The following is a 22,462-nucleotide window of genomic DNA, read 5'->3' as shown; positions in this document are numbered from 1 at the left end:
GCTTCAGGGCCGGAACAGCTGGGCCACAGCCGCCGGATTGGAAGGGAAATAAAGATGGATGTAGGACGCGGTCAGGCGCTTGAGCCGATACACCGGCTCCGCCGCGCGACGGCCGTTGGGGCATTCGCCACGGGCAATGGGTTCCAACGCGGTCTCGGTCACCGAGTGGTGGAAGGTGTGGCCGCGCAGCACCTCGCCATCCAGCTGCAGCCGCTGCAGTCCCAGCGCGGCAAAGCGCTGTTGCATCTGTGCCTTGGCGGGCAGCAGGCCACAGAGACGGGCCGAAGCGCCGTCCAGCGCTGTCAGCTCCTCACCCAGCCAGAGCATGCCGCCGCACTCGGCCAGGATCGGCTTGCCGGCCTGATGATGCGCTTTGATCGCGGCCATCAGCGCCGTGTTGGCCGCCAGCGCTTCCAGGTGCAGTTCCGGGTAACCACCGGGCAACCAGAGGGCATCTACCGCGGGCAGATGCGCATCCTCGAGGGGCGAGAAGAACAGCAGCTGGGCCCCCAGCTGCTCCAGCGTCCGCAAATTGGCCGGGTAGATGAACGAAAAGCCCGCATCACGGGCGATACCGATGCGTACGCCCTGCAGCAGCGGCGTGATGGCCTCGACCTCCTGGGGTTCAAAGGCGATGGCCGACGGCAGCTCGGTACCCGCGCTCTGCGCCAGCGCCCGGGCGGCGGTGTCGATGCGTTGCTCCAGATCGTCGATCTCGTCGCCCTGTACCAGCCCCAGATGGCGACTGGGCAGGCTGACCGCCTCGTCACGCGGCAGGGCACCGTACCAGTGCAGATGAGCAGGCAGGGCTTCGGCCAGCATCTGGCCATGGCCGACACTGCCGACCCGGTTGCCCAGCACGCCGCTGAACGGCAGGCCGGGGCGGAAACTGGCCAGCCCGTGCGCCAGGGCGGCAAAGGTCTGCGCCATGCCGCCGGCATCGATCACCGCCAGCACCGGAATGCCGAACAGCTCGGCCAGATCGGCGCTGGACGGGTTGCCGTCGAACAGCCCCATGACGCCTTCGATCAGGATCAGGTCGGCGTCACCGGCGGCCTGCCACAGCTGCTGCTTGCACAGCTGCGGCGAACCCATGAACAGATCCAGCTGCTCCACGTCACAACCGGCGGCCTGGCTCAGGATCATCGGATCAAGGAAGTCGGGGCCGGTCTTGAACACGCGGACCCGGCGACCCTGATCACGGTGCAGCCGCGCCAGCGCCGCCGTCACCGTGGTCTTGCCCTGGCCCGAGGCCGGGGCGGAAATCAACAGCGCCGGGCAGTGGCGGGTCGCGGACGCTGTCGACAGGGTATTGTTCACAGTTCCACGCCCTTTTGCGCGCGGATGCCATCCTTGAAGGCGTGCTTGACCACCTGCATCTCGGTCACCGTGTCGGCGGCCTCGATCAGCGCCTGGGGCGCACCACGGCCGGTCACGACGACGTGCTGCATCGCGGGACGGTCGCGCAGCGCCGCCAGCAGCTCGTCCAGATCAACATACTGGTACTTGAGCGCAATATTGAGCTCGTCCAGCACCACCAGCGACACCTCGGGGTCGGCCAGCAGCGCTTTTGCCTGCTCCCAGGCGGCCGCCGCGGCCTTGAGGTCGCGCTCACGGTCCTGGGTTTCCCAGGTGAAACCCTCGCCCATGACGTGATAGCGCACCTCGGGGAAGCGGCGGAAAAAGGCCTCTTCTCCGGTGCTGAAGCTGCCCTTGATGAACTGCACCACGCCCACCTGCATGCCGTGGCCCAGCGCCCGCGCCAGCATGCCGAAGGCGGAGCTGCTTTTGCCCTTGCCGTTGCCGGTCAGCACCAGCAGCACGCCCTGATCGCGGTCGGCGCGGGCAATCGCCTGATCGACCACTTCCTTCTTGCGTTCCATGCGCGCCTTGTGGCGCGCGTCGCGACTGTCGTTGCGGGCCTGATCATCACTCATGTGCGGGTCAACTCCTGATAGGTTTTGTACTGACGGGACAGGGTATACAGCATGGCCGCCAGGCCGGTATAGCCCAGCAAAGCCGGCAGTTTACCCGGGAAGTACTGCTCGATGCGCCCCCAAAGGCCGGCCAGGCTGGTGGTCTCGAAGTTGCCCGAGAAGAAATAGTAGCCGCCGCTGGAGAACAGGTTGCTGACAAACGCACCGACCAGCAGTGTCAGCAGCAGCGGCGCCAGCGTGGACAGGCGATCCTGATGCAGGCGCGCGTAGGTACGACCGGCATACCAGAGCGTGGCGTAGGCCGGCACCAGCAGCGCGTAGGCCGGGGTGATGCAGTGTGCAGCGGCGGCGCTCCAGCCGTAGTAGCTCACATCCAGCAGTACCGCTTCCAGAAACAGCAGCGGAAAACTCCACAGCGGACGCAGGAACACACCGGCCAGGAAAAACACCGCCCAGGACGCGCTGGGCAGGTGTTCAACCGAGGCAAAGTGATGTCCCCGCGTCAGCGCCAGCAGCAGAATCAGGCCGAGGCCGCTTATCAGCTGGGCGCGTGACGACAGGTTGATCATGATCGTTATCCTTTATCTTGGCAGGCGGTTAAGGCGCGTAATGCAACGACAGCCAGTAGGTGCGGTCCGGCTGGTTGTAGCCGCGCGCCGTCTGGTAGTCCTCGTCGAGCAGGTTTTCGACCTTGGCTTTCAGCGACCAGTCGTTGCCCAGCGCATAGCTGCCGCGCAGATCGACGGTGGTGTAGCCGGACAGGCGCTCGCGGCCGTCGTTGCGCTTGCCGACCGCCTGCAGGCTGCCGCCCAGGGCGTAGGCACCGAAGTCACGGTCGGCCGAGAGGTTGAACACCTTGCGGGCACGACGGTTGAGCAGCTCGTCGGTGTTGCGATCCTTGGGGTCCATCAGGTCGAGGCTGGTGCTCAGATCCCAGTCGGCCAGACGCGTGGCCGCCGCCAGTTCCAGGCCACGGATACGGGCGGCGTCAACATTCATCGGCGTCCAGTTGCCGCTGGCATTCGGTGCCCAGGCGATCAGGTTGTCGATGTCGTTCTGGTACAGGTTGGCGGACCACTGCACGCCCGCATGATCACCGGACAGGCCCAGCTCAAAGGCGTCGGATTCTTCCGGCTCCAGATCCGGGTTGCCGGAGCCCGGCCAGTACAGGTCGTTGAAGGTCGGCGCATTGAAGGCGGTACCGTAGCTGGCGGTCAGACGGAAATTGCGCGGCAGTTCCACGCCCCAGGCAACCGAGCCGGTGGTTTCGACGCCAAACTGCTCGTTGTCGTCACGGCGCAGGCTGAACGCCAGGTCGTGTTGCCCCAGAAACAGCTGATACAGGCCGAACACGCCGACGTTGTCGCGCTCGTTCATGCTGTAGGCCTGGCTGCTGATGACCTCGTCGTTCTGGTAGTCGACACCCCAGGTCAGCTGGCTGCGGGCAAAGGTATGTTCGCTCTGCAGGCTGGCCAGGTCACGCTGAGTCTCGATGTGGCTCTGATAGGCGCCGTCGCCGTACTCGGTGGCCTTGTCACGGCTCTGGCCCATTTTCAGGTTCAGGTTCCAGCTGTCGGTCGGCTTGAGGTTCAGCGCCGCCCCCAGGGTCTGCAGGCGGGCTTCGTTGCTGTAGTCGTCGAAGGCATTGCCGCCGTCGTATTCATTGTCGCCCCGGTTCTGCGACCAGTTCAGCTGCGCTTCCACCCGGTCGCTGAAACGGTAGCCGCCGCTGAGGGCGTAGGAGCGGTTGTCGTAGCCGTCATCATCCGGGTGATAGCCATAGGCATCCGGGGTCTTGGCATTGAAGCCGTCGGTGCGGTAGTCGCTGATGTCGATGTTGTACCAGCCCTGGCCATTGCCGCCGGACGCGCCCAGAGTGATTTCACGGGCATCGTCGCTGCCGGCGCCCAGGCTGAAGCGCGGCGCAAAACCGTCCATGCCCTTGCGGGTGAAAATCTGGATCACGCCGCCGATCGCCTCGGAGCCGTACAGCGACGAGCGCGGGCCACGTACCACCTCGATGCGCTCGATCTGATCCAGCGCCAGGTGTTCGAATGACATGCTGCCCAGCGTAGCGGAGCCGGCCTTGATGCCGTCGATCAACACCAGGACATGCTTGGAGGTGGTGCCGCGCAGGGACAGGGACGTGGATTTGCCGCGGCCGCCGTTGTTGACCACCGTCACGCCCGGCGTCTGCGCCAGCAGTTCGGTGACGGTTTGCGCCTGCTTGCGTTCGATCTCTTCACGTTCGATCACGGTCACGGCCGCCAGCGCCTGGTCGGCGGTCTGCGCGGTACGGGTCGCGGTCACCAGCAGGGTATCGGGGTTGGTCTGGGCCTGAGCGGCCATCACGGAGCTGCCCAGCAGCAGTGCGGCCGGGATAGAAAACTGTTTCATAACGTGTCTGTAGAATTCCTGTGCGCGCCCACCCGCACGCAGTTGGGGGTAAACGGCCGGGGGAGCAACAACACACGGACAGACACTGGCCCTGGAGGATGGCCCTGTCAGTGCTGATCGCCCACCGCGATGCCGACTGCTTGCTTCGGGCCGGTCTCCGGGCTCAGGCGGCAGGCTGTTCAGCCAGGAGGAACGACACCTTCCCATATCCGCGGATACAGTGGCCTTTCGTCGTCGCCTCACGCCTCTACCGTTGCGGGGGCAGCGTCGGCATTGCATCGATTCGTTGGCATCGACACGCACCGACTTCCCGATTAAGTCCTGAACAGCTGTTCAGCACACCGGAAGCAGGCGCGGATAATAGGCAGTCACAGGGATGAGGTCAAACAGAGACTGTTCATGTCAACTTGACCGACGCTGATAAAAAAATGCCACCCTCCCGGGGAGAGGGGAGGATGGCGCCAATCACCTTGGGCCTACCTGGCAAGAACAGCCTGTCAGACCTGCTTGCCGTGCCGTTTAGTGAGTCAGACCTGTCAATGAACGGGATTAACTGTAAAGCGAATCATTCTTATTTGCAACAGCGTGCTGCGATTTTTTCTCGACGTGCATGCCCATGCCGCAACCACTACACTGGGAACGATTAAACATGCATACGCTCAGGCACATCGACCGCCTGCCAAGGGGGACCCGGATGAAACACGATCAGGCACTGGTGCAGCAGCTGAACAGGGTGCTGACCCTGGAACTCACCTCCATCAACCAGTATTTCCTGCACGCCCGCATCTTCAAGAACTGGGGACTGGAAAAGCTCAATCACAAGGCCTACAAGAAATCGATCCTGGACATGAAACAGGCCGACCGGCTGATCGAGCGCATCCTGTTTCTGGAAGGCCTGCCCAACCTGCAACAGCTCGACCGCCTGCGCATCGGTGAAGATACCGAAGAGATGCTGCAGGGTGACATGAGCCTGGAATTGGAACAGCTCAGCCTGCTGCGTGATGTCATTGCCCAGTGCGAAGCCGGCCAGGACTATGTCAGCCGCGCCCTGCTGGTGGACATTCTGGAACAGGAAGAGGCACACCTGGACTGGATCGAAACCCAACAGCACCTGATTCAGGAAATCGGCATCCAGCACTACCTGCAGTCAGCCATCGAAGAGGATTGAACCATGCACGGCAACCCGAAAGTCATCGACGCCCTCAACAAGCTGCTGGCCGGTGAGCTGGCCGCCATGGACCAGTACTTCATCCACGCCGAGATGTACGCCGACTGGGGTCTGAACAAGCTGCATGAGCGCATCGCCCACGAATTTGACGATGAAAAGGCGCATGCCAAGCTGATGATCGAGCGCATTCTGTTTCTCGGCGGCACCCCGGACATGACCCAACGCGATCCCATTCATGTGGGCAAGGACGTACCGGACATGCTGCAGAACGATCTCAACACCGAGTACCAGGTGGCGCACAATCTCAAGCAGGTGATCGCCCTGTGTGAACAGGAGCAGGATTACCAGACCCGCGCCATGCTGCGCCAGCAGCTGGAAGACACCGAGGAAGATCATGCCTACTGGCTGGAAAAGCAGCTGGGGCTGATCAACCGTGTGGGATTGCAAAACTATCTGCAGTCGCAGATGTAATCCGTTCGTCGCCCGGGGCGGGTATCCGCCCACCGGCTCCGGGGTCAGACGAGATAGTCGCTGAACACCAGGTCGCGGGTGTCGCTCAAGCGCAGGGCGATGAGGACACGCTGATACCGACCGCCCAGCACGGCCGCCAGGTGCGCTTCAAAGGCCGCCTCTGCATCAGACACCGCCCGGTATTCGAGCCCTCGTGCCGTTGCCAGGACATGCCAGTGGCGGGCCTCGTCCGCCGCGACACCGGCATCGACCATCAGCGTGCGCATCTCCCCGCTTACCTCTCCGGCCTCATCCAGCCGCTGCTGCAACGCCGCCGGTGACAGGCGACAAAAGGCAAAGTGATGCTCCAGACGCGAATACTGCAACACCTGCCGCTGCATCACCGCCATGCCGCCCAGCATTTCCAGCTGATCGATCAGGTTATCGGCGGTCAACGGCTCCGGGGTCAGTGACAACATATGCCCTCCTCCTCAAGTCATCACCACAGTATACCAGCCCGAGCTGACGCGCTGCGTCGCCGCCGCTACACTGTGGCCAGTGATTGAATACCCTTGGATGACACATGAACAAGCGCCTGATTATCTTTACCGGAGCCGGCATCTCGGCCGAGTCCGGTGTCCCCACCTTTCGTACCGGGCCGGACGGCCTCTGGCACAACCATCGCATCGAGGATGTGTGCAACATCGACACCTTCGAGCAGAACTACGACCTGGTGCATGAGTTTTACAATGCCCGCCGCACAGCGCTGCAGGGGGTGGAGCCCAACGCCGCGCACCGCGCCATTGCCCGGCTGCAGCGGCACCACGGCGAGCGTGTGCGGCTGATGACCACCAACGTGGATGATCTGCACGAGCGTGCCGGCAGTCCGGCGGTGGAGCACATCCACGGCAACCTACTGGAGCTGGTCAACCTGGCCGAGGACCGCATCGAGCCCATCGGCTACGACGCCTTCGACCACGCCGCCCACCCGCCCCATTTCAAACCCAACGTGGTGTTCTTCGGCGAGGTGGCGCCGGTGTATCAGGATCTGTTCGAGCTGATGAACTCGCTCAGCCGCCATGATCTGGTGCTGGTGATCGGCAGCAGCGAATCGGTGGTGCAGTTCTGCCTGCAGGCCTATCAGGGCAGCGAAGGTGAAGCCAGGATCCTCTACGTGGACCCCTCCGATACCTGCCCCTATGAGCGCCTGCTGGGCCGCGGCCTCAAACCCTACACCGAGCACGTCCGCATGGGCGCGGTGGAGGCGCTGAGCGCGGGCTCGCCGGTACTGGCATGGATCGAGGAGTGGCTGGGCTGAATCACCGCCCCGGCTGAACGCTTAGCCGAACTGATACCCCGACAGAGTAATGCCGTTGATCCGCTCCCGGTAGGTCTGGCGTCCGCGATCCTGCCCGGCCGCGCCGGCAGCCACCATCAATGGCAGCAGGTGCTCCTCGGCGCGGGGCGGATGGCACAGGCGCGCATGAGGGGCCTGTTCCCACGTCTTCAGCGCCACCCGGCACTGTTCCGGCTCGGCGCCCACCGCTGCATTGAGCCAGTTGTCAAAGTCTTCGGCGATCGGGACAAAGCGCGGATCACCCCCGGCCCGCATGTTGTGAAAGCTCATGCCGCTGCCGATGATCAGCACGCCCTGCTCGCGCAGCGCCGCCAGCGCTGCACCGGCCTGCAGATGGGCAGCCGGGTCCAGATCCCGGCGCAGCGACATCTGCACCACCGGAATCTCGGCGTCGGGGAACATCAGCATCAGCGGAATGAAGGTACCGTGGTCGAAACCGCGTTCGGCATCCGCCACCGCGTCCAGCCCCGCGGCCTGCAGCCGCTCCACCACCTGTTGCGCCAGCACCGGCTCGCCCGGTGCGGGGTAGCTCAGCTCATAGGTATGGGCCGGGAAACCGTAGTAGTCGAACACCAGCTCCGGCTGCGCCGCCGTGGACACGCGAAAGGCCGCATCCTGCCAGTGCGAAGTCACCACCAGCAGGGCCCTGGGGCGCTCGGGCAGGGTCGCGGCAATGCCGCGCAGATAGGCCTCCATGGCATCCCAAGTTCCAGCCGGTGGCCAGTCCATAAAGAAGCAGGGGCCAGCGCCGTGGGGAATGAACAGCGTGGGTTGAGTGGCAGGCATCAGCGGTCTCCGGTGCAATCAGTCGTGAACGTTCAACCATGTTCATACAGCCCGTGCCCGGCTTCAATCCTGCCGGGACGATCCTTTTGATCAGAAATTCTGCTATGTGCCCGGGCCGCTGCTCCGTTTCGCCGCCAGTGCGTATCCGTTGCTATGCTAAAACCTTCCGCCTGATTCAAGGAGATACCCCATGCGCACCCTTTTGCTTGGTCTGATGCTGCTGACCCTGAGTGCCTGTACCAGCCTGCCCGACCGGGTGGAGCCGGTGCAGAACTTCGAACTCGACCGCTACCTGGGCACCTGGTACGAGATTGCCCGGCTGGACCACGCCTTCGAGCGTGGCCTGAGCCAGGTCCAGGCGCAGTACAGCCTGAGAGAGGATGGCGGGGTGAAGGTGATCAACCGGGGCTACGACGCCGCCAAGGGCGAATGGCGCGAGGCTGAGGGCAAGGCGTATTTCGTTGAGGAGAGTGATACCGGTTACCTGAAGGTGTCCTTCTTCGGTCCCTTCTACGGCGCCTACGTGGTCATGGCGCTGGACCACGAGGACTACCAGTACTCACTGGTCAGCGGCCCGGACCGAGACTACCTGTGGATCCTGTCCCGCACACCTGAACTGGAACAGGAAACGCTGGATACACTGATTGCCCAGGCCCGTGACGCCGGGTATCCGGTGGATGAGCTGATTTTTATGGAACACTGAACACTCAGTCAGGGCGTCCACCTGGACGGTGGACGCGCCCAGCGGCTCCAATTGCTCCCTGCTAACCAAACGTCTGCAACCCGCCCATCAACTGCTCTGCGTCAATCTGCCACACCTGTCTCCCGGTTACTTTAGGCTACAATTAATTAAAAATTTCTAATATAGGCACCGGAGACGCCCCATGTCGCATTTCCCTGATTCCGTCAGCCTGTCACGCCGCCGTCTGCTCAAGCTGGGTGCCGGTGCCGGCATGTTGTCGGCGCTGCCCGTAAGCCGGGCACTGGCTCGTCAATCCACCAACGCCCGCATTCTGATCATCGGCGGTGGCGCGGCCGGTCTGGCCATTGCCAGTCGGTTGCAGCATTCACTGCAGGGGGCGCGTATTACTCTGGCAGGCCAGCGTCCGCGGCATCTATATCAGCCGGGCCTGACGTTGGTGGCGTCCGGATTGTGGTCGATGGATCAGGTGATCACACCCACATCCGACTGGATCCCGTCCGATGTCCGCTGGATCGAAGCAGATGCCACCGCGTTCGACCCGGATAACCGCAAGGTCAGTCTCAGCGATGGCAGCACCCAGGAGTACGACCTGCTGGTGATCGCCACCGGCTGTCAGCTCAACTATCAGGAGATCGACGGCATGACGCCGGAGCTGATCGGCCGACAGGGGATTGGCAGCGTCTACGCCGGACCGGAAGCCGCACGTGCCACCAACACCGCCATCGAAGCGCTGATCGCCAAGGGTGAAGGACGAGCCCTGTTTACCCTGCCGCACACGCCGCTCAAGTGCGCCGGTGCCCCGCTGAAGATGACCTTCACTACCCTGAGCCGTCTGGAAAACAGCAGGCAGCGCGATCGCTTCCAGGTGGACTTCTTCACACCGTTCAAGAACAAGGTGTTCTCGGTGCCGGTCTACAACGACTTTGTGCTCAAGCGTTGGCAGGAACAGCAGGTCGGCCTGCAAGACGAACGCCGCCTGGTGGGTATCGATGCCGAAGCGCGCACCGCGCTGTTCAGCCACGCCAGCGGTGAAACCGAACGCGAAGACTATGACTTTATCCATGTGGTACCGCCCATGAGCGCGCCGGATGTGGTGCGCCACAGCGAGCTGGCCTGGCAGGAAGGCGGCATGGCGCAGCAGTGGCTGGAGGTCGATCAGTACAGCCTGCAACATCGCCGTTACCCCGAGGTGTTCGGCATCGGCGATGTGATCGGCACGCCCTTCGGCAAAACCGCCGCCAGCGTGAAAAAGCAGGCGCCGGTGCTGGAGGAGAACATCCTCGCCTACCTGGCCGGACAGCCGCTGCAGGCGCGCTACAACGGCTATACCTCCTGCCCGTTGATCACCAGCATCGGCCGCGCCGTGCTGGCCGAGTTCGGCTATGAAGGCAAGCTCATGCCCTCCTTCCCGTTCATCAGCCCCACGGAAGAGTCATGGGCGGTGTGGGTGATGAAGGAAAAAATGCTGCAACCGGCGTACTACGCCATGCTCAACGGCCGGGTATAAGGAGACCGACTCATGTCCATCGAACAGATTCTTGTCGTCATGTTCTATACCCTCAAGCCCTACCTGATGCTGATCATCATGGCCCTGATCCTGCTGGCGGCAGCCTGGATGATCGGCCGGGGCCGCCGGGGCGAACGCTCCTCTCTGCTCCTGCCACTGAGCCTGATCGCCGGTATCGCTGCCGCCCTGGCCGCTCCCGTACTCACCGGTTCGCAACTGGCCTATGTCGTCACGACCACCGACTGGACCGCACTGGCCGGTATCGGCATCGGCGTGGCACTTTATGTCTGGCTGCTGCTGGCCCCGGTCTGGCGCAGTCGCTAAAACACTACTTCCAAGGCCCCTCATCAACGGGGCCTTCTCGCTGTCAAAGCAGCGGGCAATGCGCCAGAATTAGGCCACGCCCCCTGCTTGACGGATTGTTTCGATGCTCGACCGCCACCACCTGATGATTCTGCGCGCCGTGAACCAGCAAGGTTCACTGACCGCCGCCGCCGATACCCTCTGCCTCACCCAGTCCGCCCTGAGCCACTCCATCCGCAAACTGGAGCAGCAACTGGGCACCCCGGTATGGCAAAAGGAAGGTCGCCGTCTGCGCCTGACGCAGGCCGGCGAGTACCTGCTGCGCCTGGCCGAACGGCTGCTGCCCCAATTTGAGCATGCCGAGGCCCTGATGCAGCAGTTTGCCAGCGGTCAGCGCGGTACCCTGCGCATCGGTATGGAGTGCCACCCCTGCTATCAGTGGCTTCTGAAGGTAGTGAACCCTTACTTGCAGCAGTGGCCAGATGTGGACGTGGACGTGCGCCAGAAGTTCCAGTTCGGCGGCATGGGCGCGCTCTACGGCCACGAGATCGACCTGTTGGTCACCCCGGACCCTCTGCTGCGCAGCGGTCTGATCTTTGAGCCGGTGTTCGACTATGAACAGGTGCTGGTGGTCGGCCCCGAACACCCCCTGCAGGGCCAGCTGCAGGTCGAGCCGGATCAACTCAGCCAGGACACCCTGATCACCTATCCGGTGGAACCGGACCGGCTGGATATCTTCAACCGCTTCCTCACCCCCGCCGGCTGCAGCCCGCGTCGTCACAAGCAGATCGAGACCACCGACATCATGCTGCAGATGGTGGCCGCGGGCCGAGGTGTCGCGGCATTGCCGGGCTGGCTGGTCAGTGAGTACCAACAACGCTTGCCGCTGCACCCGTTGCGACTCGGCCCCAAGGGGGTCGATAAACAGATTTTTCTCGGCCTGCGTAAAGACGATATCAACACGGATTACCTGCACGCCTTTGTCGAGCTGGCCCGTACCCACAACACCCTGACACCGCGACCGGATCACCATGCTGCCGACTGACCCCGCCCACGCCTTGCACGCCTTCATCCACCAACACCCGCGCCTGCTGGTGCTGACCGGCGCCGGTATCAGCACCGATTCGGGTATCCCCGACTACCGCGATGCCAATGGTGACTGGAAACGCAAGCAGCCGGTGCAGCACCCCGACTTCATGCGCTGCGAACATACCCGCAAGCGTTACTGGGGGCGCAGCCTGGTGGGCTGGCCGGTGATGCGCGACGCCCGTCCCAACCCGGCCCACGCAGCCCTGGCCCGGCTGGAAGCACAGGGCCACATCGACCTGCTGGTGACACAAAACGTGGATGGCCTGCACCAGCGTGCGGGCAACACCCGCGTCATCGACCTGCACGGCCGCTCCGACCGCGTCATCTGCATGCACTGCGACTTTTACTGCAGCCGCGATGAAGTACATCAGCGCAGCGCCGAACTAAACCCCGACTTCACCCGTTATCGCGCCACCACCGCCCCGGACGGCGACGCCGACCTGGAAGTGGACTTCAGCAGCTTTCACATCCCCGACTGCCCCCACTGTGGTGGCATCCTGAAACCGGATGTCGTCTTCTTTGGCGATAACGTCCCCAAACAGCGGGTACTGAATGCCCTCGATGCCCTGCAACAGGCCGACGGCCTGCTGGTGATCGGCTCGTCATTAATGGTGTATTCGGGCTTTCGCTTCTGCCGCCGCGCCCACGAATGGCACAAGCCCATCGCCGCCCTGACCCTGGGCAAGACCCGCGCCGACGAGCTGCTGAGCCTCAAGCTCGACGCTCCCATCGGCCCGGTCCTCACCGACACGCTCACGCAGCTGGCACGCTGAACGGGTTTCAGCGCCGTTGCGGACAGCACACCTGATCGCCGTAGTAGTTGTTGCTGTAGTTGCACTGCGGGCAGTCGGCAGCGGCGGTCTGTACCGGACGGGAAGCGGCGGCTGAATCGACGATATAACGGGCAACATGTGTCATGATGAATCTTCCTTACTATCTGTCCTGTTAACGATGGAATCAGCTTAACCAGCACAGATTGTTTGTTGAAATTTATCTTTTAACTCAATCTGATTGATTTAAACAATCAAGGCCGACACGGAATCCGTCCGCCGCACTTGAAAAGGAGCCTTCACATGCACCCGCCCCTGCCCTTCATTGACCAACTGCTGCTCCAGCTGGAACAGCAGGAAGGCCGCATTGCCCACATGTACCGCGATACCCGTGGTTTTATCACCATTGGCGTCGGCCACCTGCTGACCAGCGAACACGACGCCCTGGCACTGCCCCTTGTCCACCGCGACAGCGGCCTGCCTGCCAGCGCCGACACCATCCGTGCGGAGTACCGCAAGCTCGCCACCCGCCCCTACGGCCAACGCTACGGCGCCTCCAGTTTTGCCGCCCACACCCGCCTCGACCTGCCCGACCCCGAGATCGACAACCTGACCCAACGCCATATCGCCGGCTTTCATCAGGAACTGGGCGGCCTCTATGGCCGTGCCCATTTCAGCGCCATGCCGGAGCGTGTTCAGCTGGCCCTGTTCGACATGATTTTCAACCTGGGCCTGCCCAAGCTGCAACATGGCTTTCCCCGCTTCAACCGACACATTCGCAACGGCGACTGGCCCGCCGCCGCCCGCGAAAGCCACCGCCGCGGCATCAGCGAAGCCCGTAATCAGCATGTACAGGATTTGCTCAGTGGATAAATTAATCACAGGAATTCACACAGGTAGCCACATGGATACCCACAACTCTAAACCTGTGCATAAAAGATATAAACAGCATCAGCGCCTGACGTTATTCAGGGGATCGAACAATAAGTAACCAGTTTTTAAAGCCCCAGCCTGCAAGGGCCCCAAGCATACCTATGGACGAGTTGCCCGAAGCTTTTCCACAGAAGTATTCAAGGGTTCTGGGGATAGTTTTTCACAGGCTGGGGATCTATAAAAAATTCAACTTGGCGACAATATAAAAGATATGCACAGCTCTGGCTAAAATTGCAGCTGTGCATAACTACCGTACCGCATGACAGATCCCGCCCCAACCGCTAGAGTCACACCCATAGCATAAGGACGCATGCCCATGAGCCAGCCCATACCTCGCACACCCTGGACCGCCGAAGACGTAAAACTGGCATTTCATCTGTACTGCCAACTCCCCTTCGGTCGCCTGCACCGGAACAACCCGGACATCATTGCACTGGCCCAACTGATGGGGCGCAGCGCCAACTCCGTCGCCATGAAACTATGCAATCTGGCCAGCCTCGACCCGGCCATTACCGCCTCAGGCCGGACCGGCTTAAGTGGCGCCTCCAAGCTGGATCGCGCAATTTGGGATGAATTTCATGCCGACTGGGAAGGACTGGTGCTGGAAAGCGAACGCATCCGCGCCACGCTGGGCGGCCAGCCACCGGTACCACCCACAACCCAGCCAGCGGAAGGGGATTTCAGCGGCAATACTCGTAGCCAGGTGGTACAGCAACGGATCAAACAAGCCTTTTTCCGCCGCGCCGTTTTATCGAGTTATCAACAGCGCTGCTGCATCACCGGTCTAGCCGAACCCAAACTGCTGATCGCCAGCCACATCGTTCCCTGGAGCCAAGACACAGCCAACCGTCTCAATCCCAGCAATGGTCTCTGCCTTTCAGCACTCCACGACCGCGCCTTTGATCAGGGCCTGATCACTCTGGATGAAGACTGGCGCGTGGTGCTATCACAACCGCTGAAACAGCCTTCGGAAGCGATGCAGCACCTTTTTCAAAATGTGGAAGGCCGCCCAATAGAATTGCCGGAAAAGTTCCGCCCCGATCCACTACTGATGCAACGACACAGGGAAAAGGTGTTTTTGGGCTAGGTGTGTTGATTGAATATGGTGGGGCACGAAAAGCGGCTTTGGGCCAATCTCCGCCCTAGTCACTCACTTCCCAACAGGCCGATCCAACTGCCACACCACACTCATCGGCTTGCTGTTTTCATGACACACATACTTCACCTCACCGTAAAATAGAAACGGCGCCGCTTTGCCGTTACTCAATTTATGCTCGCGCACAAATAGGTAAACGCGGCTGCCAAGCTGTTGGTGTTGAATGATTTCACGGCCGCGTTTGCTGTCGGGGCTGGTACTGTTTTGTGATTGCCAATGGAAATGTTCGGCATCCATGAAATAGTCATGGTACTGCTGGTTACTGGCTTTACCCTGTTTATTCAGGGTCACCAGCAAAATCTGCACATGTGGATCTTTTAATACCACATGGCCGGATTGCCAGTTCCCAGGATTGAACGTAGCGCCAAACAACGGCGGAATCTCTTCACGCATGAAATGCTGACCCACCATCAGCGCCAGCGGATCCACTTTTCCCTTAAACCGCGCAAACGTCACCATGCTCTCGTCAGCGATCAGGTCTTCGTAATCCGGGTTGTTGGCCCTCAGTGTGTAGCTGCCATCTTTGTTTTTTAGCACCCTACGCAGCAAATACTGGTTATCACCGGCGGCGTCCTGGCGTTCGATCGCCATGGTTTGGCCACTGATGCTGCCGGCGCTATTGGGTGTGACCTGTTCCAGCAGCAGGTAGTCGCCATCGTGAATCGGGGTTTTGCCGCCGTTCATCGAGTTGCCGGAAGCACGGGCGATAAAGTGACGCTCAGGGGATAGCTGGCCAAAGCCAGCGGGTGCCGGCAATTGTTCTTCCACATCGGCGTGGCCGGTTTTGAAGTGGCCACAAGCAATTTTGATATTGGGAAAGAACGGCAGCAGGGTAACCGCTTCGGTTGCCGCGATTGGCGGGATAGCGTGCACTGCAGGTTGTTGGCCAGACAGTTTGCTCTGTGCGTAATGATCCAGTCGCCACGCCAGTATCTCGTCAGTCATGGCATTGAAGCTGGGCAGGTCAGCGGCAATAGGCATGTGCCGGTAGTGGAAATTCAGGTCGTCTTGGGCAAACCACTTGATGTTCGAGCCCTGTTCCGGGGTACACCAGTGATGAATCGGCATTTTGCGCCAGTGGCTCAGCCATTGATTGTCACTGACCTGATCCAACGGCTGCAGACTCTGTGGCAAATCAGCCTGCCAGTGCGGATGTTGCATGAACCAGTCTTTGGCCCAGCGGGAAAGCTGCTGCAACGTGACGGAACGGCTGATCGCCTGTTGCTCCAGCAGGGTCTGCAGCAGCACCAGCTTGTAGGATTTGGAGGTTTTGGTGAGGCTCAGGTCACGGAACCACTGGGCATGTTGTTCCAGTACCCGCAGTTCATCGGCACTCGCATCGCCCTGCTCGTCAACAAACTCCCACCAGCAGCCGTAGTTGCGGCGCAGTTTGTTCAGGTTGGCGCCGCTGTGCCAGAACTCGGTCAGCGTAGGTCGGCGTTTGAGGCTTTGTTTCAGCTTGGCGTACTGGGCATCCAGCTGATCCCCCACCAGGCTATCCAGAAAGTCGATAAAGCCCAGGTCGTAGTTGACATAGCAACCCTCCGGCAGCAGGTCGTCAGGCTGCTTGGCGGTGGCGATCAATTGTTGGCGTGTGGGCTTGTGCTCAAAGGCCGCGCCAAACAGCATCTCGGGACGATTCAGGAAGCTGTGATGGTTGCCGACAAAATCCAGCACCACCAATCGTTCCTTGTCGGGACTCAGGCGCAGGCCGCGGCCCAATTGCTGCAGGAACAGAATTTTCGATTCGGTGGGGCGCAGCATCATCACGGTATCGATGTGTGGCAGGTCAACGCCTTCATTGAACAGGTCGACCGAGAACAGGATCTGCACCTGGCCTTGTTCCAGCTGCTCCAGTGCTTCGGAGCGAGTCAGGTCAGATTCGGTGTGAATACTGGCAGCCCGGACACCGGCCTTGATGAAGGCGGTTGCCATATAATCGGCGTGCTTACGGGACGCACAAAAGGCCAGAGTGCGCGTCTGTGCCCTGTCTTGCCACTCTTTCAGCGCATGGCGGGCACGGCCCCGGGTAGCCAGTTGTGTGGATAACTTGTCCGGGTCAAAGCGGCCATTGCGCCAGGGGATATGGGTGTAATCCACTTCGCTGTCGAAGATGCCGTAATAGCTGAAGGGACACAGCTGCTGATCATTGATACCGTCAAACAGATCGCGGCGGTACACCAGGTTGTGGTCACACAGACGCAGAATGTCGGAGCCATCGGTGCGGTCGGGCGTCGCCGTCAGGCCGAGCAGGAAACGGGGCTGAAAGTACTCCAGCAGACGTTGATAGCTGCCGGCGGCGGCATGATGAAATTCATCCACCACGATGTAATCGAAACTGTCGCGGTTGAAACGTTCCAGATGTGCGCTGCGTCCCAGTGTCTGCACCGAAGCGAACAGCAGGTCACAGGCGTCATCCTTCTGTTTGCCGGTGTAACGCCCGACCCGCTTGTGCGGCAAAATGGCCAGAAAGCTGGCCTCGGCCTGTAACAGAATCTCTTCACGGTGCGCCACGAACAACACCCGCGAGGCCTCACACTGAGCCGCATCGAAGGCGGCCAGATAGGTTTTGCCCATGCCGGTGGCCAACACCACAACGCCCTTGCGAAAGCCTCGTTCGCGGGTGCTGGCCAGGGCCGTCAAGGCTGCCTGCTGATGCGGTTTGGGTGTGGGAATCTCCGGCTCCGGTTCCTGAGCATCCACTTGGGCGGTGTGAATGGACACGACCTTGCGCGCCTGTTGATAACGCTGCTGGTAGGCATCGATCCAATCATGCGACAGCGGTTGCACCTGGGGTTGCTGCAACAACTGCTGAAACTGTTGCCGCACTTCGGCCAGCCGTTGCCCCGCCAGAGAATCCGCTTCGTTGGGATAGTCGAGGTGGTAGTTCCACTCCAGTCCATCGGTGAGCGCCTTGGCGCTGATATTGCTGGAACCGACAAAAGCATCGGCGCTCATCATCTCGCCCTGCTGAGAACGCACGAAGATATAGGCCTTGAGATGAAAACTGTCGCCCGGCCCGGTCTCGAAGACGCGAATATCAGCGCCCCGTTCGGCTAACAGCATCAATTTTTTCAATGCCTGGGGGTCGGTGATGCACAGGTAGTCACTGGTCAATAGCGTCAGACGCACCTGCCGACTGTCGGACAGCAGCGCCGCCTCCAGATCACCGAAGATTAGCTCCAGCCCCGTGGAGCGGATAAATGAGACGGCAATCTCGATCTCGGTGGCATGAGTCAGTGCCCGGCGCAGCGCCGGTAACAGTTGTCGGTTGTCACCGCCGGTGAGCAAGTGAGGCCTGGCACTCATCGAGCGGCACTCCGGTGCCGGATGCAGACGGTCTGCCAGTGAATATCCGTTCGTTGCAACTGGTCTGCGGTGTCGGCGTCGTCCACCAGGGTTGCGACCAACCCCTGCTGGGCTGCCAGCTGTGACAGTTCCAGGGTACTGACCGGGTATATGGGGCGTTCGGGGTCGGATGGTCCGAACCGAAGGGTAATGACCATCAGGCCCTTCGGGGCCAAATATTCAGCCAGGCATCGCATGGCGCGGGGGCGCTGGACGGCAGGCAGGTGCATCCACACGGCTGACAACAGAATGAGATCGAAGGGCGTCTCCTGATCCAGCACGCCGTCCAGCGCCGGCAGTTGCGCCTCGATCCAATGGACGGTATCGCCGGTCATGCGCTGACCATGTTCACGCAACGCCCGGGCCGGTTCTATCGCCGTCACCTGCCAGCCCTGTTGCGCCAGCCAGGCGGCATCACGGCCACTGCCGGCCCCCACGTCCAGCGCTCGGCCCGCAGGATGTTCAGCCAGCCATTCGGCCCAGCCGGCGTGAACGGAGGCGGCCGCAATCGAGTCGTACTGATCCGAGTAGCGCGCGGCATGAAGGTGGTAATGTGCGATGGTTTGCGTCAGCATATCAATCCTTGCCGGTGTCACATCCTGTCAATCTGCATCGAGTATACCTGAGTGCATGCCCATGCCCATGCGTCCATGGCCGCAGACCGGTACCGTGCAGAGCGCGACGACGGGGTGGCAGGGCTTTCAATAGTCAAAGGCTATCGGCATAATCGCAATGATCAATTTAACGCATGAAACCTTCATGTGTATGATGGCTCACAGATTCGCAAGCAACGACACCAACTTTCAGGAGATTCCACACATGGGTATCGTTAACACCGAGATCAAACCGTTCCAGGCAACTGCGTTCAAAAACGGCGAGTTCGTTGAAATCACCGAAGAAACCGTAAAGGGCAAGTGGGCCGTATTCTTCTTCTACCCGGCTGACTTCACTTTCGTATGCCCGACCGAGCTGGGCGACGTGGCTGACAAGTACGAAGAACTGCAGCAGCTGGGCGTTGAAGTGTTCTCCGTGTCTACTGACACTCACTTCACTCACAAGGCATGGCACGATGCGTCTGAAACCATCGCTAAGATCAAGTACTACATGGTTGGCGACCAGACCGGCAACATCACCAACAACTTCGGTGTGATGCGTGAAGGCCAGGGCCTGGCAGACCGTGCAACCTTCCTGATCGACCCGCAGGGTGTGATCCAGGCCGTTGAAATCACCGCTGAAGGCATCGGCCGTGACGCTGACGACCTGCTGCGCAAGGTGAAGGCTGCTCAGTACGTAGCGGCTCACCCGGGTGAAGTTTGCCCGGCGAAGTGGAAAGAAGGCGAAGCCACTCTGGCACCGTCTCTGGATCTGGTTGGCAAGATCTAAACCGTTCCGATTTCCCGCTGGCGGGCACTGGCCAGCGGGATTATTTGCGCAGCCCTGTACGTTGGGGCTGCGTAACCTCCCTTTGTTGTTCCCTCTGCTTCCCCCGTTCCCGATTATTGCCTTGGCTGCCGCCATCGGAATCCACTGATGCCGTTTTCGGGTATTAAAGGGTGCTCGAGGCCTGGCCTCGCGTATTTCATGGTCTGTTTCTATTCGGGAGTCTGATGTGCTGCCACAACGCTACACGCGTCTGGTGACGACGCTGCTGATGTCGATCTGTATGGTCACGGCGATGACCGGGGTCATTACCGCGATCAACACTGGGCTGGATAATGGCTTTCTGGCCCGCTGGGGCAAGGCCTTTATCATTGCCTGGCCCATCGCCTTCAGCCTGATTTTTATACTTGCCGTACGGGTACAGCGGCTGGCCAGCCGTATCTGCAGCCGCACGTCGTCGGCTTCGCAATAAATAGCAAAATACTATGAGGCTATTAATTACGATTAATTTCACGAATTAGTTGTGCCTCGCTAAGATAGCCCCATATTCGAGATGAACATGACCGCCACAACAGGAGATCCACGGGCGGTGCGTGATTCGAGCAATTGACTGATTTTTGGCATTGAGGGAAACCACATCATGTTGGACGCAAACCTGAAACAGCAGCTCAACGCTTACCTGCAGAACATTGTCAGCCCGATCGAGCTGACGCTGACCACCAACGACAGCGCCAAATCCAAGGAACTGGCGGATCTGACCCACGAGATCGCCGAGCTGTCCGCCAAGATCAGCGTGAAGGACGGCAACGATCGCCGCGCCCCGAGCATGGCCGTGGGCGCCGCCGGTGAAGCACCGCGCATCAACTTTGCCGGTATTCCCATGGGTCACGAGTTTACCTCGCTGGTACTGGCGCTGTTGCAGGCCGGTGGCCACCCGTCCAAGGCCGATGCCGAGCTGCAGGAACAGATCCGCAACCTGAAGGGCGAGTTCCACTTCGAAACCTACATCTCGCTGTCGTGCCAGAACTGCCCGGACGTGGTGCAGGCGCTGAACCTGATGGCGATCCTGAACCCGAACATCAGCCACACCATGATCGATGGTGCCCTGTTCCAGCAGGAAGTGGATGAGCGTCAGATCATGGCCGTGCCGTCCGTGTACCTGAACGGCGAGCACTTCGGTCAGGGCCGCATGACACTGGCCGAGATCGTCAACAAGATTGATACCGGCGCCGCCGAGAAGAAGGCCGCCGAGCTGAACGAGCGCGAACCCTACGAAGTGCTGGTGGTGGGCGGTGGCCCGGCCGGTGCCTCCGCCGCGATCTACGCCGCGCGCAAGGGCATCCGTACCGGTGTCGTGGCCGAGCGCTTCGGCGGCCAGGTGATGGATACCGTCGGCATCGAGAACTTCATTTCCGTGCCCTACACCGAAGGCCCCAAACTGGTGGCCAGCCTGGAGCAGCACGTCAAGGAGTACGAGGTTGACGTAGTCACTGAACAGGCCGCGACCAAGCTGAAAAAAGGCGAGCTGATCGAAGTGGAACTGGCCAGCGGTGCGACCCTGAAAAGCCGCAGCGTGATTCTGGCGACCGGTGCCCGCTGGCGTGAAATGAACGTGCCGGGTGAACAGGAATACCGCGGCAAGGGCGTGGCCTACTGCCCGCACTGCGACGGCCCGCTGTTCAAGGGCAAGAGCGTGGCGGTGATCGGTGGCGGCAACTCCGGCATCGAAGCGGCGATCGACCTGGCCGGACTCGTCAAAGATGTGACCGTACTGGAGTTCTCCGACACGCTGCGCGCCGATGATGTGCTGGTGAAGAAGGCGGAATCCCTGCCCAACGTCACCATCATCAAGCAGGCGATGACCACCGAGGTACTGGGTGACGGCAACAAGGTGATCGGTCTGAAATACAAGGACCGCCGCACCGATGAAACCCACGTGGTAGACGTGGCCGGTATCTTCGTCCAGATCGGTCTGGTGCCGAACAGCGAATGGCTGAAGGATACGCTTGAACTGACCGAGCGCGGCGAGATCGTCATCGACGGCCACGGCGCCACCTCCATGCCGGGTGTGTTTGCCGCGGGTGACGTGACCAACACCCCGTACAAGCAGATCATCATTTCCATGGGCTCCGGCGCCACCGCCGCCTTGGGCGCCTTCGACCACCTGATCCGTAACTGATCAGGCCGTCTCTATCTCTCTTCAGCGACTAGCTGACCTTGCCGCCCTCCGGGGCGGCTTTTTTGTGCGCGTTCACCGGGCCTGCATTTGCCAAGGCAGCCCTGTCTTGAACCGCTCGATCAGAAAATCACACAACAGCTGCAACCGCGGCGAGCGTTGGCGGGTCTGTGGATAAACCAGCCAGACACCACTGAACGGGTAGCGATACTGCTCCAGCATGGCGACCAGCTCGCCTCGCGCCAGCGCCGGCTCCACGTAGTAATCCGGCAGCTGGGCGATCCCCAGCCCCTTGCTGACGGCGTCCAGCAGCGCCGGGCCGGAGTTGGAGCGCCAATGGCCGCCCACCTTGAGCTCCCGGCGCTGACCGTTGTCACTGAACAGCCAGTAGGGGTTGGAGCCCAGCAGACAGTTGTGTCGACTCAGCTCGGCGAGGGTATGGGGCATGGGATGGCGCTGCAGATAGTCGGGGCTGGCACAGAGGTATTCACGCCGATCACACAAGCGCCGCGCCAGCAGCGAGGAGTCCTTCAGCGTGCCCATGCGCACGGCCAGATCGTAGCCCTCACTGATCAGATCGGTCTGGCGGTTGGTCAGGTGCAGATCGAGGCTGATTTTCGGATATTGCAGCAGAAAGTCGTTCAGCTGCGGTGCCAGAAAGCGCTCGCCGAAGGTGGTGGCACAGGTGACGCGCAGGGTGCCCGAAGGTTCGGCCTGAAAACCGGCCAGCTCCTCTTCGGCGGCGGCAAAGCCCTGCAGCAGGTCGCGGCAGTGCTGAAAATAATGCTCACCCGCCTCGCTGAGGCGAAACTTGCGCGTAGTACGGTACAACAGCGGCGTGCTCAGCTCCGCCTCCAGCCGCGCCACCAGACGACTGACGTGCGAGGGTGAAACACCCAATTTCTGCGCCGCCGCTGAAAAGCTCCCCTGCTGCACCACTTCCACGAAGGCTTCTACCGCTTCCCAATTCCGCATGCTGTCGACTCCCCTGGCTGTCGAAAT

At 61.1% G+C, this 22,462-nt stretch carries 23 protein-coding genes and 1 riboswitch; of the genes, 13 read left to right on the top strand and 10 right to left on the bottom strand.

Annotation, left to right across the window (positions count from 1 at the left end):
* Positions 1–3: 3 nt before the first annotated feature.
* Genes KTN04_RS08355 through btuB form a run of 4 tightly spaced genes read right to left on the bottom strand, consistent with a single transcriptional unit; the run spans position 4 to position 4,334 of the window.
* Positions 4–1,320 (bottom strand): cobyrinate a,c-diamide synthase, encoded by a 1,317-nt coding sequence (locus tag KTN04_RS08355; RefSeq protein ID WP_328515975.1) that lies wholly within the window; start codon positions 1,318–1,320, stop codon positions 4–6.
* Positions 1,317–1,937, bottom strand: coding sequence for a cob(I)yrinic acid a,c-diamide adenosyltransferase (cobO, locus tag KTN04_RS08350; protein ID WP_217334765.1), 621 nt, complete (start codon positions 1,935–1,937; stop codon positions 1,317–1,319). Before cobO ends, KTN04_RS08355 begins: the two co-directional genes overlap by 4 nt.
* A complete protein-coding gene (locus tag KTN04_RS08345; RefSeq protein ID WP_217334764.1) occupies positions 1,934–2,506 on the bottom strand; it encodes a hypothetical protein in 573 nt (190 codons plus the stop codon). The genes cobO and KTN04_RS08345 overlap by 4 nt, the downstream gene beginning before the upstream one ends.
* 28 nt (positions 2,507–2,534) lie before the next feature.
* A complete protein-coding gene (gene btuB, locus KTN04_RS08340; protein ID WP_217334763.1) occupies positions 2,535–4,334 on the bottom strand; it encodes a TonB-dependent vitamin B12 receptor in 1,800 nt (599 codons plus the stop codon).
* Between the two features lie 131 nt (positions 4,335–4,465).
* Positions 4,466–4,695, bottom strand: a riboswitch (cobalamin riboswitch).
* A gap of 333 nt (positions 4,696–5,028) precedes the next feature.
* On the opposite strand from btuB, the gene bfr (KTN04_RS08335) reads away from it, so the two are divergent.
* Both bfr (KTN04_RS08335) and bfr (KTN04_RS08330) read left to right on the top strand, forming a co-directional pair.
* Positions 5,029–5,502: a bacterioferritin gene (gene bfr / locus KTN04_RS08335; RefSeq protein ID WP_217334762.1), complete on the top strand. Its 474-nt coding sequence runs from the start codon at positions 5,029–5,031 to the stop codon at positions 5,500–5,502.
* Between the two features lie 3 nt (positions 5,503–5,505).
* On the top strand, positions 5,506–5,973 hold the full coding sequence (gene bfr, locus KTN04_RS08330) for a bacterioferritin (protein WP_217334761.1): 468 nt from the start codon (positions 5,506–5,508) through the stop codon (positions 5,971–5,973).
* Positions 5,974–6,017: 44 nt separating this feature from the next.
* Here the strand turns inward: bfr (KTN04_RS08330) and KTN04_RS08325 are convergent, their stop codons facing one another.
* A complete protein-coding gene (locus tag KTN04_RS08325) occupies positions 6,018–6,431 on the bottom strand; it encodes a hypothetical protein (protein ID WP_217334760.1) in 414 nt (137 codons plus the stop codon).
* Positions 6,432–6,535: 104 nt separating this feature from the next.
* Between KTN04_RS08325 and KTN04_RS08320 the strand changes: the two genes are divergently transcribed.
* A complete protein-coding gene (locus KTN04_RS08320; RefSeq protein ID WP_217334759.1) occupies positions 6,536–7,270 on the top strand; it encodes an SIR2 family NAD-dependent protein deacylase in 735 nt (244 codons plus the stop codon).
* Between the two features lie 21 nt (positions 7,271–7,291).
* Here KTN04_RS08320 and KTN04_RS08315 read toward each other — a convergent pair whose 3' ends face one another.
* Positions 7,292–8,095, bottom strand: a complete 804-nt coding sequence (locus KTN04_RS08315; RefSeq protein WP_217334758.1) for a DODA-type extradiol aromatic ring-opening family dioxygenase — start codon at positions 8,093–8,095, stop codon at positions 7,292–7,294.
* Between the two features lie 190 nt (positions 8,096–8,285).
* Between KTN04_RS08315 and KTN04_RS08310 the strand changes: the two genes are divergently transcribed.
* From KTN04_RS08310 to KTN04_RS08290, 5 genes are all read left to right on the top strand, one after another.
* Entirely contained in the window at positions 8,286–8,798 is a 513-nt protein-coding gene (locus KTN04_RS08310; RefSeq protein WP_217334757.1) for a lipocalin family protein, read from the top strand.
* Positions 8,799–8,979: 181 nt separating this feature from the next.
* Entirely contained in the window at positions 8,980–10,305 is a 1,326-nt protein-coding gene (locus KTN04_RS08305) for an NAD(P)/FAD-dependent oxidoreductase (RefSeq protein ID WP_217334756.1), read from the top strand.
* A 12-nt stretch (positions 10,306–10,317) separates the two neighbouring features.
* Positions 10,318–10,629, top strand: coding sequence for a hypothetical protein (locus tag KTN04_RS08300; protein ID WP_217334755.1), 312 nt, complete (start codon positions 10,318–10,320; stop codon positions 10,627–10,629).
* A gap of 103 nt (positions 10,630–10,732) precedes the next feature.
* A complete protein-coding gene (locus KTN04_RS08295; RefSeq protein ID WP_217334754.1) occupies positions 10,733–11,653 on the top strand; it encodes a LysR family transcriptional regulator in 921 nt (306 codons plus the stop codon).
* Entirely contained in the window at positions 11,640–12,470 is an 831-nt protein-coding gene (locus KTN04_RS08290) for an NAD-dependent protein deacetylase (RefSeq protein WP_217334753.1), read from the top strand. The genes KTN04_RS08295 and KTN04_RS08290 overlap by 14 nt, the downstream gene beginning before the upstream one ends.
* Positions 12,471–12,477: 7 nt before the next feature.
* On the opposite strand, the gene KTN04_RS08285 is transcribed toward KTN04_RS08290, so the two are convergent.
* Entirely contained in the window at positions 12,478–12,615 is a 138-nt protein-coding gene (locus KTN04_RS08285; protein WP_217334752.1) for a hypothetical protein, read from the bottom strand.
* A gap of 155 nt (positions 12,616–12,770) precedes the next feature.
* Here KTN04_RS08285 and KTN04_RS08280 point away from each other — a divergent pair, with 155 nt between their 5' ends.
* Together KTN04_RS08280 and KTN04_RS08275 are read left to right on the top strand one after the other, a co-directional pair.
* Entirely contained in the window at positions 12,771–13,340 is a 570-nt protein-coding gene (locus KTN04_RS08280) for a lysozyme family protein (RefSeq protein ID WP_217334751.1), read from the top strand.
* A gap of 376 nt (positions 13,341–13,716) precedes the next feature.
* The gene (locus KTN04_RS08275) at positions 13,717–14,487 is read left to right on the top strand and encodes an HNH endonuclease (protein WP_217334750.1); all 771 of its coding nucleotides are present in this window, start codon (positions 13,717–13,719) and stop codon (positions 14,485–14,487) included.
* 63 nt (positions 14,488–14,550) lie between these two features.
* Here the strand turns inward: KTN04_RS08275 and KTN04_RS08270 are convergent, their stop codons facing one another.
* Complete coding sequence (locus KTN04_RS08270; RefSeq protein ID WP_217334749.1) at positions 14,551–17,865, bottom strand: DUF3427 domain-containing protein; 3,315 nt, start codon at positions 17,863–17,865, stop codon at positions 14,551–14,553.
* On the bottom strand, positions 17,862–18,479 hold the full coding sequence (locus KTN04_RS08265; protein WP_217334748.1) for a class I SAM-dependent methyltransferase: 618 nt from the start codon (positions 18,477–18,479) through the stop codon (positions 17,862–17,864). The genes KTN04_RS08270 and KTN04_RS08265 overlap by 4 nt, the downstream gene beginning before the upstream one ends.
* 250 nt (positions 18,480–18,729) lie before the next feature.
* Between KTN04_RS08265 and ahpC the strand changes: the two genes are divergently transcribed.
* The 3 genes from ahpC (at position 18,730) to ahpF (ending at position 21,463) form a co-directional block, all read left to right on the top strand.
* A complete protein-coding gene (ahpC, locus tag KTN04_RS08260) occupies positions 18,730–19,287 on the top strand; it encodes an alkyl hydroperoxide reductase subunit C (protein ID WP_456085649.1) in 558 nt (185 codons plus the stop codon).
* Positions 19,288–19,513: 226 nt separating this feature from the next.
* Complete coding sequence (locus KTN04_RS08255) at positions 19,514–19,756, top strand: DUF2798 domain-containing protein (protein WP_328515974.1); 243 nt, start codon at positions 19,514–19,516, stop codon at positions 19,754–19,756.
* Between the two features lie 168 nt (positions 19,757–19,924).
* Positions 19,925–21,463 (top strand): alkyl hydroperoxide reductase subunit F, encoded by a 1,539-nt coding sequence (ahpF, locus tag KTN04_RS08250; RefSeq protein ID WP_217334746.1) that lies wholly within the window; start codon positions 19,925–19,927, stop codon positions 21,461–21,463.
* Positions 21,464–21,535: 72 nt separating this feature from the next.
* Here the strand turns inward: ahpF and KTN04_RS08245 are convergent, their stop codons facing one another.
* Entirely contained in the window at positions 21,536–22,435 is a 900-nt protein-coding gene (locus KTN04_RS08245) for a LysR family transcriptional regulator (protein ID WP_217334745.1), read from the bottom strand.
* Positions 22,436–22,462 lie beyond the last annotated feature (27 nt).

This window comes from Marinobacterium weihaiense, from assembly GCF_019061305.1.
GTDB lineage: Bacteria > Pseudomonadota > Gammaproteobacteria > Pseudomonadales > Balneatricaceae > Marinobacterium > Marinobacterium weihaiense.
Note: the sequence above shows the minus strand (reverse complement) of the source record. Positions and strands in the feature narration are given on the sequence as shown.

Coding starts and splice junctions, on each gene's coding strand:
- KTN04_RS08280 (WP_217334751.1), top strand. CDS start 12,771: ATGCACCCGCCCCTGCCCTTCATTGACCAACTGCTGCTCCAGCTGGAA.
- KTN04_RS08285 (WP_217334752.1), bottom strand. CDS start 12,615: ATGACACATGTTGCCCGTTATATCGTCGATTCAGCCGCCGCTTCCCGT.
- cobO (WP_217334765.1), bottom strand. CDS start 1,937: ATGAGTGATGATCAGGCCCGCAACGACAGTCGCGACGCGCGCCACAAG.
- bfr (WP_217334762.1), top strand. CDS start 5,029: ATGAAACACGATCAGGCACTGGTGCAGCAGCTGAACAGGGTGCTGACC.
- KTN04_RS08265 (WP_217334748.1), bottom strand. CDS start 18,479: ATGCTGACGCAAACCATCGCACATTACCACCTTCATGCCGCGCGCTAC.
- KTN04_RS08275 (WP_217334750.1), top strand. CDS start 13,717: ATGAGCCAGCCCATACCTCGCACACCCTGGACCGCCGAAGACGTAAAA.
- KTN04_RS08295 (WP_217334754.1), top strand. CDS start 10,733: ATGCTCGACCGCCACCACCTGATGATTCTGCGCGCCGTGAACCAGCAA.
- KTN04_RS08305 (WP_217334756.1), top strand. CDS start 8,980: ATGTCGCATTTCCCTGATTCCGTCAGCCTGTCACGCCGCCGTCTGCTC.
- KTN04_RS08315 (WP_217334758.1), bottom strand. CDS start 8,095: ATGCCTGCCACTCAACCCACGCTGTTCATTCCCCACGGCGCTGGCCCC.
- KTN04_RS08270 (WP_217334749.1), bottom strand. CDS start 17,865: ATGAGTGCCAGGCCTCACTTGCTCACCGGCGGTGACAACCGACAACTG.
- KTN04_RS08300 (WP_217334755.1), top strand. CDS start 10,318: ATGTCCATCGAACAGATTCTTGTCGTCATGTTCTATACCCTCAAGCCC.
- KTN04_RS08345 (WP_217334764.1), bottom strand. CDS start 2,506: ATGATCAACCTGTCGTCACGCGCCCAGCTGATAAGCGGCCTCGGCCTG.
- bfr (WP_217334761.1), top strand. CDS start 5,506: ATGCACGGCAACCCGAAAGTCATCGACGCCCTCAACAAGCTGCTGGCC.
- KTN04_RS08290 (WP_217334753.1), top strand. CDS start 11,640: ATGCTGCCGACTGACCCCGCCCACGCCTTGCACGCCTTCATCCACCAA.
- KTN04_RS08325 (WP_217334760.1), bottom strand. CDS start 6,431: ATGTTGTCACTGACCCCGGAGCCGTTGACCGCCGATAACCTGATCGAT.
- KTN04_RS08245 (WP_217334745.1), bottom strand. CDS start 22,435: ATGCGGAATTGGGAAGCGGTAGAAGCCTTCGTGGAAGTGGTGCAGCAG.
- btuB (WP_217334763.1), bottom strand. CDS start 4,334: ATGAAACAGTTTTCTATCCCGGCCGCACTGCTGCTGGGCAGCTCCGTG.
- ahpF (WP_217334746.1), top strand. CDS start 19,925: ATGTTGGACGCAAACCTGAAACAGCAGCTCAACGCTTACCTGCAGAAC.
- KTN04_RS08320 (WP_217334759.1), top strand. CDS start 6,536: ATGAACAAGCGCCTGATTATCTTTACCGGAGCCGGCATCTCGGCCGAG.
- KTN04_RS08310 (WP_217334757.1), top strand. CDS start 8,286: ATGCGCACCCTTTTGCTTGGTCTGATGCTGCTGACCCTGAGTGCCTGT.